The sequence below is a fragment of the Pseudomonas sp. KBS0710 genome (assembly GCF_005938045.2).
GTDB lineage: Bacteria > Pseudomonadota > Gammaproteobacteria > Pseudomonadales > Pseudomonadaceae > Aquipseudomonas.
This window is the reverse complement of the sequence record NZ_VCCF02000001.1, coordinates 3625856-3641069: the sequence shown is the minus strand read 5'-3', so window position 1 is coordinate 3641069 and position 15214 is coordinate 3625856. Positions and strand designations below refer to the sequence as shown.

Annotated in this window: 9 protein-coding genes, 2 tRNA genes, 3 rRNA genes and 1 pseudogene; 9 read left to right on the top strand and 6 right to left on the bottom strand. The window is 56.3% G+C overall.

The features are described from left to right. Window positions 1-102 precede the first annotated feature (102 nt). Together FFI16_RS16370 and FFI16_RS16365 are read left to right on the top strand one after the other, a co-directional pair. A complete protein-coding gene (locus tag FFI16_RS16370; protein ID WP_138815418.1) occupies window positions 103-1263 on the top strand; it encodes a cysteine desulfurase family protein in 1161 nt (386 codons plus the stop codon). A 48-nt stretch (window positions 1264-1311) separates the two neighbouring features. Further along, window positions 1312-3120 carry an aminopeptidase P family protein gene (locus FFI16_RS16365; RefSeq protein WP_138815419.1) on the top strand — a complete coding sequence of 603 codons (1809 nt, stop codon included), beginning with the start codon at window positions 1312-1314 and terminating at the stop codon, window positions 3118-3120. On the opposite strand, the pseudogene FFI16_RS16360 reads toward FFI16_RS16365, so the two are convergent. From FFI16_RS16360 to rhtA, 5 genes and pseudogenes are all read right to left on the bottom strand, one after another. Continuing rightward, window positions 3113-3220 (bottom strand): annotated as a pseudogene (locus FFI16_RS16360) (LysR family transcriptional regulator); the annotation flags it as partial. The gene FFI16_RS16365 and the pseudogene FFI16_RS16360 sit on opposite strands and share 8 nt — an antisense overlap. Window positions 3221-3331: 111 nt before the next feature. Continuing rightward, a complete protein-coding gene (locus FFI16_RS16355; protein ID WP_138815420.1) occupies window positions 3332-3922 on the bottom strand; it encodes a 2-hydroxychromene-2-carboxylate isomerase in 591 nt (196 codons plus the stop codon). Between the two features lie 47 nt (window positions 3923-3969). Further along, window positions 3970-4701, bottom strand: a complete 732-nt coding sequence (locus FFI16_RS16350; RefSeq protein WP_138815421.1) for an SDR family oxidoreductase — start codon at window positions 4699-4701, stop codon at window positions 3970-3972. A 99-nt stretch (window positions 4702-4800) separates the two neighbouring features. After that, on the bottom strand, window positions 4801-5082 hold the full coding sequence (locus FFI16_RS16345; RefSeq protein WP_017136337.1) for a hypothetical protein: 282 nt from the start codon (window positions 5080-5082) through the stop codon (window positions 4801-4803). Between the two features lie 163 nt (window positions 5083-5245). Next, window positions 5246-6133, bottom strand: a complete 888-nt coding sequence (gene rhtA / locus FFI16_RS16340; protein ID WP_138815422.1) for a threonine/homoserine exporter RhtA — start codon at window positions 6131-6133, stop codon at window positions 5246-5248. A gap of 639 nt (window positions 6134-6772) precedes the next feature. On the opposite strand from rhtA, the gene FFI16_RS16330 reads away from it, so the two are divergent. From FFI16_RS16330 to mrdA, 6 genes are all read left to right on the top strand, one after another. Next, window positions 6773-8309, top strand: a 16S ribosomal RNA gene (locus FFI16_RS16330). A gap of 122 nt (window positions 8310-8431) precedes the next feature. After that, window positions 8432-8508, top strand: a tRNA-Ile gene (locus FFI16_RS16325). A gap of 10 nt (window positions 8509-8518) precedes the next feature. Further along, a tRNA-Ala gene (locus tag FFI16_RS16320) sits at window positions 8519-8594 on the top strand. A gap of 237 nt (window positions 8595-8831) precedes the next feature. Then, window positions 8832-11723 (top strand): 23S ribosomal RNA (locus FFI16_RS16315). 157 nt (window positions 11724-11880) lie between these two features. Further along, a 5S ribosomal RNA gene (rrf, locus tag FFI16_RS16310) occupies window positions 11881-11996 on the top strand. Together the 16S, 23S and 5S rRNA genes with 2 tRNA genes alongside form the textbook arrangement of a ribosomal RNA operon. Before the next feature lie 352 nt (window positions 11997-12348). Continuing rightward, window positions 12349-14241: a penicillin-binding protein 2 gene (gene mrdA, locus FFI16_RS16305; protein WP_138815423.1), complete on the top strand. Its 1893-nt coding sequence runs from the start codon at window positions 12349-12351 to the stop codon at window positions 14239-14241. On the opposite strand, the gene FFI16_RS16300 is transcribed toward mrdA, so the two are convergent. Continuing rightward, the gene (locus tag FFI16_RS16300) at window positions 14242-14643 is read right to left on the bottom strand and encodes a GFA family protein (protein ID WP_138815424.1); all 402 of its coding nucleotides are present in this window, start codon (window positions 14641-14643) and stop codon (window positions 14242-14244) included. Window positions 14644-14743: 100 nt separating this feature from the next. Here FFI16_RS16300 and FFI16_RS16295 point away from each other — a divergent pair, with 100 nt between their 5' ends. Continuing rightward, the gene (locus FFI16_RS16295; RefSeq protein WP_138815425.1) at window positions 14744-15211 is read left to right on the top strand and encodes an SRPBCC family protein; all 468 of its coding nucleotides are present in this window, start codon (window positions 14744-14746) and stop codon (window positions 15209-15211) included. Window positions 15212-15214 lie beyond the last annotated feature (3 nt).

Sequence of the window (15214 nt, the reverse complement as noted above, 5' to 3'; positions counted from 1 at the left end):
CTTCTTTTATGGCATCCGACGGGTTAAACCTGACGACCTCTGTTCCGGTCGATGCCACCCGAGGCGCTGTCCTGGGGAATACGCTCTGCGAGTCTTAATGTCATGAATAAACGTCCGTTGTATTTCGACTACGCCGCCACCACGCCGGTGGATGAGCGGGTCATTCAAGTGATGGTCGAGTGTCTGGGCTTCAATGCCAACTTCGGCAACCCTGCGTCCAGCTCCCATGCGTTCGGCCAGGCGGCTCGGCACACGGTCGAGCAGGCGCGCCGCCAGGTGGCCGAGCTGGTCGGTGCCCAGCCTGAGCAAATTGTCTGGACCTCCGGTGCTACAGAATCCAATAACCTGGCGATCAAAGGCGTGGCCCAGGCGCGAGGTGTGGCGGGTGGGCATATCATCACCAGCCAGATCGAACACAAGGCCACGCTGGACACGGCGCGGCAGCTGCAGGAAGCCGGTGTGGCCGTCACTTACCTGGTGCCGGGCGCTGATGGCTTGATCAGTGCCGAAGCTGTCAGTGAGGCCTTGCGCGAAGACACCTTCCTGGTGTCGCTGATGCTGGTGAACAACGAGCTGGGCACCCTCAATGACATCCCTGCCATTGGCGCACGGGTACGTGAGCACGGCGCGCTGTTGCATGTGGATGCGGCGCAGGGCGCCGGCAAGGTCGCGATCGACCTGGCTGAATGGCCGGTGGACCTGATGTCGTTTTCGGCGCACAAGCTGTACGGCCCCAAGGGCATTGGCGCGCTGTATGTGGGCCCGCGCGCGCAGCAGAAGGTGCTGGCGCAGATTCACGGCGGCGGCCACGAAGGTGGGTTGCGCTCCGGCACCCTGGCGACTCACCAGATTGCCGGCATGGGCACTGCCTTCGCCCTGGCGGCGCAGTCCTTTGCTGAAGAAAAAGCCGCCATCGTCGCGTTGCGTCAGCGCCTGCTCGATCAGTTGGAAACGCTTGGCGGCGTGCGCCTCAATGGCAGCGCCACCCAGCGCATTCCGCATACACTGAGCCTCACGTTCACAGAGGGTGAATTCAATTCCGCTGCACTGAGCGCAGGCATTGCGTTTTCGGCCACCTCGGCGTGCAATTCGGCGAGCAATGCGCCGTCCCACGTGCTTCTGGCTTTGGGCCATGACGCGCGCAGCGCCGGTCGGACTATTCGCTTGAGCCTGGGCCGGTTTACCACCGAGCAGGATATCGACGCGGCCGTGCAGTTGATCAAGGCTGCACTCGCCAGTGCGCCGGCGTTCTGGGCGGTCTGATTTTCAGTCACAACACATAACAATTATGAGTGGTTAGCAGGAGACATGATGAGTACGCAGCCTTTGACCCATGGAACGGTTCCCCAGCGCCTGGCGCATACCCGCGAACTGATGCGCCGCGAGGGCATCCATGCCCTGCTGGTGCCGTCGGCCGACCCGCATCTGTCCGAGTACTTGCCGGGTTACTGGCAGGGGCGGCAATGGCTGTCGGGGTTTTATGGCTCGGTGGGCACGCTGATTGTGACCGCGGATTTTGCCGGCGTGTGGGCCGACAGCCGTTACTGGGAGCAGGCGACCAAGGAGCTCAAGGGCAGCGGCATCGAACTGGTGAAACTGCAGCCAGGCCAACCCGGCCCGCTGGAATGGCTGGCCGAGCAAACCCCGGAGGGTGGTGTGGTCGCGGTGGACGGCGCAGTGATGGCCGTGGCCTCGGCGCGTACCCTGGGCGGCAAGCTGGCCGAGCGCGGCGCTCGCCTGCGTACCGATATCGACCTGTTGAATGAAGTCTGGCAGGACCGCCCGGCCTTGCCGAACCAGCCGATCTACCCACACCTGCCGCCGCAGGCGACTGTCAGCCGGGGCGACAAACTCGCCGCCCTGCGTGCCAGCTTGAAAGAGAAGGGCGCCGATTGGCACTTTATCGCGACCCTGGATGACATCGCCTGGTTGTTCAACCTGCGCGGCGGTGATGTGTCGTTCAACCCGGTGTTTGTGTCCTTTGCCTTGGTCAATCAACAACAGGCCACGCTGTTCGTGGCGCTGAGCAAGGTCGATGCCGAGCTGCGCGCGGTACTGGAGCGCGACGGCGTGACCTTGCGCGACTACAGCGAAGTGGCAGATGCGCTGCGTGCTGTTCCGGCGGGTACCAGCCTGCAAGTGGATCCGGCACGCGTCACCACCGGTTTGCTGGAAAACCTCAATGCCGGCGTCAAGCTGGTCGAGGGCTTGAACCCGACGACGCTGGCCAAGTCGCGTAAAAGCCTGGCGGACGCCGAACATATCCGCCAAGCCATGGAGCAGGACGGCGCGGCGCTGTGCGAGTTCTTCGCCTGGCTGGACAGTGCGTTGGGCCGTGAGCGCATCACCGAGCTGACCATCGACGAGCACTTGACCGCTGCACGTACCCGTCGCCCCGATTATGTGTCGCTGAGTTTCAACACCATCGCAGCGTTCAATGCCAATGGTGCGATGCCGCATTACCACGCCACCGAAGAAGAGCATGCGTTGATCGAAGGCGATGGCCTGTTGCTGATCGACTCCGGCGGCCAGTACCTGGGCGGCACCACGGATATCACGCGGATGGTGCCGATCGGCACGCCGAGTGACGAGCAGAAGCGCGACTGCACGCGCGTGCTCAAGGGTGTGATTGCCTTGTCCCGTGCGCATTTCCCCAAGGGCATTCTCTCGCCACTGCTGGACGCCATTGCCCGCGCGCCGATTTGGGCCGAAGGCGTGGACTACGGCCACGGTACAGGTCATGGCGTAGGCTATTTCCTGAATGTGCACGAAGGTCCGCAAGTGATCGCCTACCAGGCTGCTGCGGCACCGCAGACCGCAATGCAGCCGGGGATGATCACTTCGATTGAGCCAGGTACCTATCGCCCGGGTCGTTGGGGTGTGCGCATCGAAAACCTGGTATTGAACCGCGAAGCGGGCAAAACCGAGTTTGGTGAGTTCCTCAAGTTTGAAACCCTGACTCTGTGCCCGATCGACACCCGTTGCCTGGAGTCGTCGTTGCTCACGGCGGATGAGCGCGAGTGGTTTAACGGGTACCACGCCGAGGTGCGTGAACGCCTGAGTCCGCTGCTCAGTGGTGCAGCCTTGGAATGGCTGCAGGTGCGTACAGCCGCTATCTGATCGGTTGCAGTTCAGGGGCCAAGGCCAGGGCGTCGGCGAGGTAGTCGACGAACGCCTTGACCCTGGCCGACTGGCGCCGGTTGGGCGCCGACACCGCGTAATTCGCCGATACGCAACGTGACATCGATCCACACCGTTTCGACCGGCATACGGTAAACGCCGCTTACGATTTGCTCGCAAGCGGCGCTCAAGGGCGCTTGGCAATTGAGTTTTAACGCAGCGCTTCGCGCACAAACTCCAGACGGTCCTGACCGAAGAACAGCTCATTGCCTACAAACATGCTGGGTGCACCGAATACCCCGCGCTGCACAGCCTGTTCGGTTTTGTCCTTGAGGGCGGCTTTTACCTTTTCATCGTTGGCCAGGTTCAGGACTTCTTCTGGGTCGAAACCGGCTTCACTCAGCACAGCGGCCACGACGACGGGGTCGCCCAAGTGGCGACCTTCGACCCAGAGGGCGCGAAACAGGCAGTCGATGAAGGCCTGGAAGCGCTCGGGTTCGCGTATCTGGATACCCATGACGGCACGCATCAGCATCAGCGTGTTGATGGGGAAGTGCGGGTTGAATTTGAGCGGTACGTTGTAGCGTTTGGCGTATCGCGCCAGGTCTTTAAACATGTAACGCCCTTTGGCGGGCACAGTGATGGGCGAAGCGTTTCCGGTAGCTTTGAATACGCCACCCAGCAGCATGGGTTGATACACCAGTTGCGCACCGGTCTCGGCACATAGCGCTGGCAATTGCGTGTAGGCCAGGTAAGTGGCCGGGCTGCCGAGGTCGAAGAAGAATTCCAGGTTTTTACTCATGGTCGATTCTCACTGCTTATTGTTGTTCTTGATTAGGAGCGGCGTGTTTACCAGGGTTCATTCCAGGGGCGCAGGTCCAGTTCGAAGGTCCAGGCGTCGCGTGGCTGGCTGTGCAGGTACCAATAGTTGTCGGCGATGTGGTCAGGGTTGAGGATGCCATCCTGGTCTTTCTGCGCATATTTCTGCGGGAAATTGTCGCGAATAAAGTCAGTGTCGATGGCGCCATCAACTACCACGTGGGCGACATGGATGTTCCGCGGGCCTAATTCCCGCGCCATGCTTTGCGCGAGCGCGCGGATGCCGTGTTTGGCGCCGGCAAATGCGGCAAATCCTGCACCGCCGCGCAGCCCGGCAGTGGCGCCGGTAAACAAGATAGTGCCGCGTTCGCGGGTGACCATGCGCTTGGCGACTTCGCGGGCGTTCAGGAACCCGGAGAAGCAGGCCATCTCCCAGATCTTGAAGTATTTGCGCGCGGTTTCTTCGAGGATGCTGCACGGCACGTTGGCGCCGATATTAAAGACGAAGGCTTCAATGGGGCCCAGCTCGGTTTCTATCTGTTCAACCAGCGCGATCACGTCGTCTTCTTTACGCGCATCACAGGCAAAACCGTGGGCTTCGCCGCCGGCGGCCTGGATGCTGTCGACCAGGGGCTGCAGTTTATCGGCACTGCGACGGGTGACACAGGCTACATAGCCTTCACGGGCAAAACGCCGGGCAATGGCGCCACCGGTTGCATCACCGGCACCAACCACCAATACGATTTTCTTGTTGGGTGTCATGGTAACTCCGTTGCTCGAATGTCGAGCAGGAGTGTAGTCGCAGCAGGGCAAAGGGTAAGTCAAGAAGGAGGAGCAGCCGGAAGTGGACTGCTCGGGCGATCATTTACAGATGACGATCATGCTGCGGCTGGTGTAGCCGGCAGGGTTGATGCCGAAAGGATAGTCCCCAGGCTCCTCGGAATTGTCACCGGATTTGGCGATAACCCGGTAGCCCTTGGCGCCGCATGAGTTGGCTGCACTGGTGTAGCACTGGTCCCAGGAGGAGGACAGACCGGAACAGTTGATGTGCATGCCTTTTTTGCCCCGTTTCACTTCTGTCTTGGTGGTCGCAGCACAGCCAGCAATACCCACGACCAATAACAGTATCAAAATTCGTTTCATTACTATCCTTATGGCCGCGTCGCAAAAAACTCGATGCAGGCTTTACTCGCTCTCGATTGTAGCGTTCAGCATTCCCTGTCGAAATTCTCCATGAAAGACATTCGTTTACGGCCTAAACATGGCCTAAATGAGCGGCAAATACCAGAGCTACCTGCGATCACAATCAATCGGCTGGCACCAACGGTTTGGATTCATTGCGCATCGTCAGTGTGGCACCGACGGAGGCTAAGATAATGCAGGTGATCGCCATCCATTGCGCGAGGGACAAGTGCTCTTGCAGGAAGAACAGACCGGAGAGGGCGCCGAACGCGGGCTCAATGCTCATCAAGGTGCCGAAGGTGCGAGCGGGCAGGCGAGTGAGCGCGACCATTTCCAGGGTATAGGGCAAGGCGGTCGACAGGATGGCGACACCGATGGCAACGGGAATCAGCGAGGGCGTCAGCAGTGCGGCGCCGGCATGGACGATGCCGATTGGCGCTACAAACAAAGCGGCGATCATCACGCCCAGGGCGGCAGTTTGCACGCCGTTGTCGTTGCCGGCTTTTTGGCCAAACAGGATGTAGAGCGCCCAGCACACGCCGGCACCCAGTGCGTAGGCGGCGCCGGTCAAGTCGATGCCGCTGCTGGTTTCTCCGGTGGGGATCAATAGCAGCAGGCCCGCGATCGCGAGGCCGATCCATACAAAGTCCACCGCCCGGCGCGAGGCATAGATAGCCACGGCGAGCGGGCCGGTGAATTCCAGTGCTACCGCGATGCCCAGGGGCACTGTGCGCAGCGACATATAGAAGAGGAAGTTCATGCCGCCCAGTGCCATGCCATACACGATGACAGTGCGCAGGGACTTGGCCGTGAGCCTGGCGCGCCATGGGCGTAATAGCAGCAGCATGATCACGCTGGCGAAAATCAGGCGCAGCGTGGTGGTGCCCTGTGCGCCGACGATGGGGAACATGCTCTTGGCCAGCGAGGCGCCGGATTGGATGGAGGCCATGGCGATCAACAGCAGGCCTACCGGAAACAATGCCGAGGCCAGGCTGCGAGGTGGAGTGGTCATTGGGGCGGGGGTCCGAAGTCATGGTAAAGAAGCAGAGCGCCTATGATGCTTAACTGCCGGGCTTTGAGCAATATATTGCTCAATTTTGGTTGCTATGCACTTTATATAGAAGGAAACGGGCCTTTAGGGCCTGTTTGATAGGAAATCTAAATTAAGTGTTGACGGCAGATTTTAGAAGTCTATAATTCGCCCCACTTCCGGCGCAGTCGAAACAGAAAACTCCTTGGTAAACAACGAGTTACGAAGTTTTCGGCAGCAGGTTGCTTCAGTTCATCGAAGCCAAAAGGAAGTTGAAAAAGAGGTGTTGACAGCAGCGTGTAACGCTGTAGAATTCGCCTCCCGCTGCAGAGAGATCTGAAGCGCAAGTGGTTGAAGTTGTTGAAGAATTCTTCGAAAACTTCTGAAAATAATCACTTGACAGCAAATGAGGCTGCTGTAAAATGCGCGCCTCGGTTGAGACGAAAGATCTTAACCAACCGCTCTTTAACAACTGAATCAAGCAATTCGTGTGGGTGCTTGTGGAGTCAGACTGATAGTCAACAAGATTATCAGCATCACAAGTTACTCCGCGAGAAATCAAAGATGTAACCAACGATTGCTGAGCCAAGTTTAGGGTTTCTTAAAAACCCAAAGATGTTTGAACTGAAGAGTTTGATCATGGCTCAGATTGAACGCTGGCGGCAGGCCTAACACATGCAAGTCGAGCGGTAGAGAGAAGCTTGCTTCTCTTGAGAGCGGCGGACGGGTGAGTAATGCCTAGGAATCTGCCTGGTAGTGGGGGATAACGTTCGGAAACGGACGCTAATACCGCATACGTCCTACGGGAGAAAGCAGGGGACCTTCGGGCCTTGCGCTATCAGATGAGCCTAGGTCGGATTAGCTAGTTGGTGAGGTAATGGCTCACCAAGGCGACGATCCGTAACTGGTCTGAGAGGATGATCAGTCACACTGGAACTGAGACACGGTCCAGACTCCTACGGGAGGCAGCAGTGGGGAATATTGGACAATGGGCGAAAGCCTGATCCAGCCATGCCGCGTGTGTGAAGAAGGTCTTCGGATTGTAAAGCACTTTAAGTTGGGAGGAAGGGCAGTAAATTAATACTTTGCTGTTTTGACGTTACCGACAGAATAAGCACCGGCTAACTCTGTGCCAGCAGCCGCGGTAATACAGAGGGTGCAAGCGTTAATCGGAATTACTGGGCGTAAAGCGCGCGTAGGTGGTTTGTTAAGTTGGATGTGAAATCCCCGGGCTCAACCTGGGAACTGCATTCAAAACTGACTGACTAGAGTATGGTAGAGGGTGGTGGAATTTCCTGTGTAGCGGTGAAATGCGTAGATATAGGAAGGAACACCAGTGGCGAAGGCGACCACCTGGACTAATACTGACACTGAGGTGCGAAAGCGTGGGGAGCAAACAGGATTAGATACCCTGGTAGTCCACGCCGTAAACGATGTCAACTAGCCGTTGGAAGCCTTGAGCTTTTAGTGGCGCAGCTAACGCATTAAGTTGACCGCCTGGGGAGTACGGCCGCAAGGTTAAAACTCAAATGAATTGACGGGGGCCCGCACAAGCGGTGGAGCATGTGGTTTAATTCGAAGCAACGCGAAGAACCTTACCAGGCCTTGACATCCAATGAACTTTCTAGAGATAGATTGGTGCCTTCGGGAACATTGAGACAGGTGCTGCATGGCTGTCGTCAGCTCGTGTCGTGAGATGTTGGGTTAAGTCCCGTAACGAGCGCAACCCTTGTCCTTAGTTACCAGCACGTAATGGTGGGCACTCTAAGGAGACTGCCGGTGACAAACCGGAGGAAGGTGGGGATGACGTCAAGTCATCATGGCCCTTACGGCCTGGGCTACACACGTGCTACAATGGTCGGTACAGAGGGTTGCCAAGCCGCGAGGTGGAGCTAATCCCATAAAACCGATCGTAGTCCGGATCGCAGTCTGCAACTCGACTGCGTGAAGTCGGAATCGCTAGTAATCGCGAATCAGAATGTCGCGGTGAATACGTTCCCGGGCCTTGTACACACCGCCCGTCACACCATGGGAGTGGGTTGCACCAGAAGTAGCTAGTCTAACCTTCGGGAGGACGGTTACCACGGTGTGATTCATGACTGGGGTGAAGTCGTAACAAGGTAGCCGTAGGGGAACCTGCGGCTGGATCACCTCCTTAATCGACGACATCAGCTGCTCCATAAGTTCCCACACGAATTGCTTGATTCATTGAAGAAGACGATAGAAGCAGCTTTAAGCTCCAAGCTGATAGCTCTTAGCTAATCAGTGACGCTCGAAATTGGGTCTGTAGCTCAGTTGGTTAGAGCGCACCCCTGATAAGGGTGAGGTCGGCAGTTCGAATCTGCCCAGACCCACCAATTTTGTTATGGGGCCATAGCTCAGCTGGGAGAGCGCCTGCCTTGCACGCAGGAGGTCAACGGTTCGATCCCGTTTGGCTCCACCATTAACTGCTTCTGCTGTTAGAGTTTAGAAATGAATATTCTGAAGTGAATATTGATTTCTAGTCTTTGATTAGATCGTTCTTTAAAAATTTGGGTATGTGATAGAAAGATAGACTGAACGTTACTTTCACTGGTAACGGATCAGGCTAAGGTAAAATTTGTGAGTTCTCTTAATTGAGAAATTCGAATTTTCGGCGAATGTTGTCTTCACAGTATAACCAGATTGCTTGGGGTTATATGGTCAAGTGAAGAAGCGCATACGGTGGATGCCTTGGCAGTCAGAGGCGATGAAAGACGTGGTAGCCTGCGAAAAGCTTCGGGGAGTCGGCAAACAGACTTTGATCCGGAGATGTCTGAATGGGGGAACCCAGCCATCATAAGATGGTTATCTTACGCTGAATACATAGGCGTAAGAGGCGAACCAGGGGAACTGAAACATCTAAGTACCCTGAGGAAAAGAAATCAACCGAGATTCCCTTAGTAGTGGCGAGCGAACGGGGACTAGCCCTTAAGTGGCTTTGAGATTAGCGGAACGCTCTGGAAAGTGCGGCCATAGTGGGTGATAGCCCTGTACGCGAAAATCTCTTAGTCATGAAATCGAGTAGGACGGAGCACGAGAAACTTTGTCTGAATATGGGGGGACCATCCTCCAAGGCTAAATACTACTGACTGACCGATAGTGAACTAGTACCGTGAGGGAAAGGCGAAAAGAACCCCGGAGAGGGGAGTGAAATAGATCCTGAAACCGTATGCGTACAAGCAGTGGGAGCCTACTTTGTTAGGTGACTGCGTACCTTTTGTATAATGGGTCAGCGACTTATTTTCAGTGGCGAGCTTAACCGAATAGGGGAGGCGTAGCGAAAGCGAGTCTTAATAGGGCGTCTAGTCGCTGGGAATAGACCCGAAACCGGGCGATCTATCCATGGGCAGGTTGAAGGTTGGGTAACACTAACTGGAGGACCGAACCGACTACCGTTGAAAAGTTAGCGGATGACCTGTGGATCGGAGTGAAAGGCTAATCAAGCTCGGAGATAGCTGGTTCTCCTCGAAAGCTATTTAGGTAGCGCCTCATGTATCACTGTAGGGGGTAGAGCACTGTTTCGGCTAGGGGGTCATCCCGACTTACCAAACCGATGCAAACTCCGAATACCTACAAGTGCCGAGCATGGGAGACACACGGCGGGTGCTAACGTCCGTCGTGAAAAGGGAAACAACCCAGACCGTCAGCTAAGGTCCCAAAGTTATGGTTAAGTGGGAAACGATGTGGGAAGGCTTAGACAGCTAGGAGGTTGGCTTAGAAGCAGCCACCCTTTAAAGAAAGCGTAATAGCTCACTAGTCGAGTCGGCCTGCGCGGAAGATGTAACGGGGCTCAAACCATACACCGAAGCTACGGGTATCACGTAAGTGATGCGGTAGAGGAGCGTTCTGTAAGCCTGTGAAGGTGAGTTGAGAAGCTTGCTGGAGGTATCAGAAGTGCGAATGCTGACATGAGTAACGACAATGGGTGTGAAAAACACCCACGCCGAAAGACCAAGGTTTCCTGCGCAACGTTAATCGACGCAGGGTTAGTCGGTCCCTAAGGCGAGGCTGAAAAGCGTAGTCGATGGAAAACAGGTTAATATTCCTGTACTTCTGGTTATTGCGATGGAGGGACGGAGAAGGCTAGGCCAGCTTGGCGTTGGTTGTCCAAGTTTAAGGTGGTAGGCTGGAATCTTAGGTAAATCCGGGATTCTAAGGCCGAGAGCTGATGACGAGTTAACTTTTAGTTAACGAAGTGGTTGATGCCATGCTTCCAAGAAAAGCTTCTAAGCTTCAGGTAACCAGGAACCGTACCCCAAACCGACACAGGTGGTTGGGTAGAGAATACCAAGGCGCTTGAGAGAACTCGGGTGAAGGAACTAGGCAAAATGGCACCGTAACTTCGGGAGAAGGTGCGCCGGTGAGGGTGAAGGACTTGCTCCGTAAGCTCATGCCGGTCGAAGATACCAGGCCGCTGCGACTGTTTATTAAAAACACAGCACTCTGCAAACACGAAAGTGGACGTATAGGGTGTGACGCCTGCCCGGTGCCGGAAGGTTAATTGATGGGGTTAGCTAACGCGAAGCTCTTGATCGAAGCCCCGGTAAACGGCGGCCGTAACTATAACGGTCCTAAGGTAGCGAAATTCCTTGTCGGGTAAGTTCCGACCTGCACGAATGGCGTAACGATGGCGGCGCTGTCTCCACCCGAGACTCAGTGAAATTGAAATCGCTGTGAAGATGCAGTGTATCCGCGGCTAGACGGAAAGACCCCGTGAACCTTTACTATAGCTTTGCACTGGACTTTGAATTTGCTTGTGTAGGATAGGTGGGAGGCTTTGAAGCGTGGACGCCAGTCTGCGTGGAGCCAACCTTGAAATACCACCCTGGCAACTTTGAGGTTCTAACTCAGGTCCGTTATCCGGATCGAGGACAGTGTATGGTGGGTAGTTTGACTGGGGCGGTCTCCTCCTAAAGAGTAACGGAGGAGTACGAAGGTGCGCTCAGACCGGTCGGAAATCGGTCGTAGAGTATAAAGGCAAAAGCGCGCTTGACTGCGAGACAGACACGTCGAGCAGGTACGAAAGTAGGTCTTAGTGATCCGGTGGTTCTGTATGGAAGGGCCATCGCTCAACGGATAAAAGGTACTCCGGGGATAACAGGCTGATACCGCCCAAGAGTTCATATCGACGGCGGTGTTTGGCACCTCGATGTCGGCTCATCACATCCTGGGGCTGAAGCCGGTCCCAAGGGTATGGCTGTTCGCCATTTAAAGTGGTACGCGAGCTGGGTTTAGAACGTCGTGAGACAGTTCGGTCCCTATCTGCCGTGGACGTTTGAGATTTGAGAGGGGCTGCTCCTAGTACGAGAGGACCGGAGTGGACGAACCTCTGGTGTTCCGGTTGTCACGCCAGTGGCATTGCCGGGTAGCTATGTTCGGAATAGATAACCGCTGAAAGCATCTAAGCGGGAAACTAGCCTCAAGATGAGATCTCACTGGAACCTTGAGTTCCCTGAAGGGCCGTCGAAGACTACGACGTTGATAGGTTGGGTGTGTAAGCGCTGTGAGGCGTTGAGCTAACCAATACTAATTGCCCGTGAGGCTTGACCATATAACACCCAAGCAATTTGACTACTCTAACGAGCATCAGATTGCGGTGTGTGAAGACGAGATGAACCGAAAGTTCGACGCTCACAAAACACCGAAAGCTGTCACATACCCAATTTGCTGAAGCGAAGCCGACTGGCTACGACTCAGTACCCGAATTTCTTGACGACCATAGAGCATTGGAACCACCTGATCCCATCCCGAACTCAGTAGTGAAACGATGCATCGCCGATGGTAGTGTGGGGTTTCCCCATGTGAGAGTAGGTCATCGTCAAGATTAAATTCCGAAACCCCTGATTGCTAACGCAATCAGGGGTTTTGTTTTGGGCGGTCGAAAACCATAGCTCACTTCAAAACCTCCGCGCTTTGAGCAGCTGAATCGGCATCATCCAGATCGGCATCATCACTCTCACCCTGCACAATGCTGGAGAGGCATCTGATTGATCGTACTTGCGTGATTGGGGCCTTTTGCGGCCAAAATCCGTCCCTGTCTGACAAAACAGCATGCCGTTGGGGAAATCGATGCAAAGTGTTTCTGCATTTTTGGTATGGTGCAGCACATTTTCACAAGGATTGATCTTTCATCCGCAGGAAGCGGCGTCCACCTTCTTCAACGAGATGCTGTAGCAATGCCTGAACCGATACCGATCAAGGATCACGAAAAAGAAAACCGCCTGGTCAACAAGCGCTTGCTCGCCTGCGCACTGTTGGTGATTGGTATTACTTGCGCCCTGGTCGGGCGCATGTATTTCCTGCAGGTGGTGCAGTACGACTATCACTCGACGATTTCCGAGAACAACCGGGTCCACGTACTGCCGATCACGCCGACGCGCGGGCTGATTTATGACCGCAATGGCGTAGTGCTGGCCGACAACCGTCCCAGCTACAACCTGACCATCACCCGTGAGCGCACCACTGACCTCAAGGGCGAGCTGGACGCTATCGTCAGCCTGTTGCACTTACCCGCCGAAGACCGCGCGGTGTTCGACAAGGCATTGAAACAAGCCCGCCATCCGTTTGTGCCGGTAACGCTGTTCTACGAATTGACCGAAGAGCAGATTGCCGTGCTGGCTGTTAACGAGTTCCGCTTGCCGGGCGTCGATGTCGAACCGCAGTTCGTACGGCATTACCCGTTGGGCGCGCATTTTGCCCACTCGATTGGCTATGTTGGCCGAATCAACGAAAAAGAATCCAAAGCCCTCGACTCGGTGGAGTACCGCGGTACCCAGTCCATCGGCAAGACCGGTATCGAGCGTTTCTACGAGTCCGAGCTGCACGGCCATGTCGGCTATGAAGAAGTCGAGACCAACGCCCAGGGCCGCGTGTTGCGCGTACTCAAGCATACCGACCCGATCCCCGGCAAAAACATCGTGCTGAGCCTCGACGTCAAACTCCAGGAAGCGGCAGAAGAGGCCCTGGGCGATCGCCGCGGTTCGGTGGTGGCCCTAGACCCGCAGACCGGTGAAGTGCTGGCCATGGTCAGCAAGCCGAGCTTTGACCCGAACCTGTTCGTTACCGGCATCAGCTTCAAGGAATATGCCGCGCTGCACGATTCCATCGACCGACCGCTGTTTAACCGCGTGCTGCGCGGGCTTTACGCGCCCGGCTCGACCATCAAGCCGGAAGTGGCCATCGCCGGTCTCGACAGTGGTGTAGTGACCGCGCAAACCCGAGTGTTCGACCCCGGTTATTATCAATTGCCCGATTTTGACCACAAATACCGCAACTGGAACCACAGCGGTGACGGCTGGGTAGACATGGATGCGGCGATCATGCGCTCCAACGACACCTACTTTTACGACCTGGCCCACAAGCTGGGTATCGATCGACTGCACGACTACCTGGCCGAGTTCGGCCTCGGTCAGAAAGTCTCCCTCGATATGTTCGAGGAATCAGCCGGCCTGATGCCTTCCCAGGCCTGGAAGCGCGCGACGCGGCGCCAACCCTGGTTCCCGGGCGAAACGGTGATCCTCGGCATCGGCCAGGGTTACATGCAGGTCACGCCGTTGCAGTTGGCTCAAGCCACAGCGCTGATCGCCAACAAAGGTGTGTGGAACCGACCGCACCTGGCCAAGACCATCAACGGTGTACCGCCGGTGGACGAAAACCCGATGCCTAACGTGGTACTCAAGGATCCGCGTGACTGGGAACAGGTCAACCATGGCATGCAGCTGGTGATGCACGACCCACGGGGTATCGCCCGTGCATCGGCGGTTGGCGCGCAATACCGCATCGCCGGCAAGAGTGGTACGGCGCAGGTGGTAGCGATCAAGCAAGGTGAGCGTTACAACCGTAACAAAACCTTGGAGCGCCATCGTGACAACGCCTTGTTCGTCGGCTTTGCGCCGGCCGAACATCCCAAAATCGTGATCTCGGTGATGATCGAAAACGGCGAGGCCGGTGGCCGCGTGGCGGGCCCGGTGGTGCGGCAGATCATGGACGCCTGGCTGCTTGACCAGGAAGGCCATCTCAAGCCGCAATACGCGACGCCCGCCAAGGCGCCCGGTGACCCGCACGTCTAATCAGGTCTTCCACTCATCCCAGTGCTCTACGCCTGCGTAAGCAAGCCAGGGCACCTCATGGGCCGTCCAGATGTGCGAGGTGGGCCGCACGCCAGGGTCGTCGTCCAGCGTCGCCACCCGCACAATCACATGGGGCTGATGCCCACGCTCAGCCATCAGGTGTGAGCCGCAGCGTGAGCAGAAATGCCGGAGCTTGCCCGGTGAAGATTCAAAAGACGACAGTAGCGCCTGCCCCTGCGTCCAGCAAAAGTGCTCGCGCATCACCCCGGCCGTGGCCACGAATGCAGCTGCATGCACCTTGCGGCAACTGTCGCAATGGCAGTGGCTGATGGGCATGTCCAAGCTGTCGATTTGATAGCGCACGGCTTTGCAGAAGCAACTTCCATTCAGCGGGTCAGTCATACACGTATTGCCTGATCAAGGACGGGGACAATCATCATTGCTTACAACCTGAGGTTGCGCATTGTTTGTTGTCGCCTACTTTCAATGGAGGAGGTGACTTATGCACGTGTTAGATCGCATCGAACGAAAAGTCCTGCTCAACGCTACACGAAAACAGGTTTGGGAAGCGCTCACCAATGCCGAGCAATTTGGTGAATGGTTTGGCATCGCCCTCAAGGGTGAAACCTTTACCGCTGGAAAAACCATCGAGGCGCCGATCACCTACCCAGGCTACGAACATGTGGTGTGGAAAGCAGAAATCGTGCGCATACTGCCCCAAACCCTGTTCTCATTCAGATGGCACCCTTACGCTGTCGAAAAGGGCGTCGACTACGACCAGGAAACACCGACCCTGGTGGAGTTCACCCTCGACGACCGCGCCCCCGGCATCCTGCTGCGGGTAGTCGAATCGGGTTTTGACGCTGTGCCCCAAGCCCGTCGCCAGAAAGCCTTCAAGATGAACTCCCGTGGTTGGGATGAGCAAATGGGCAACATCGAAGACTACCTGAACCGGGCCCGCCGCGCCTGAGCC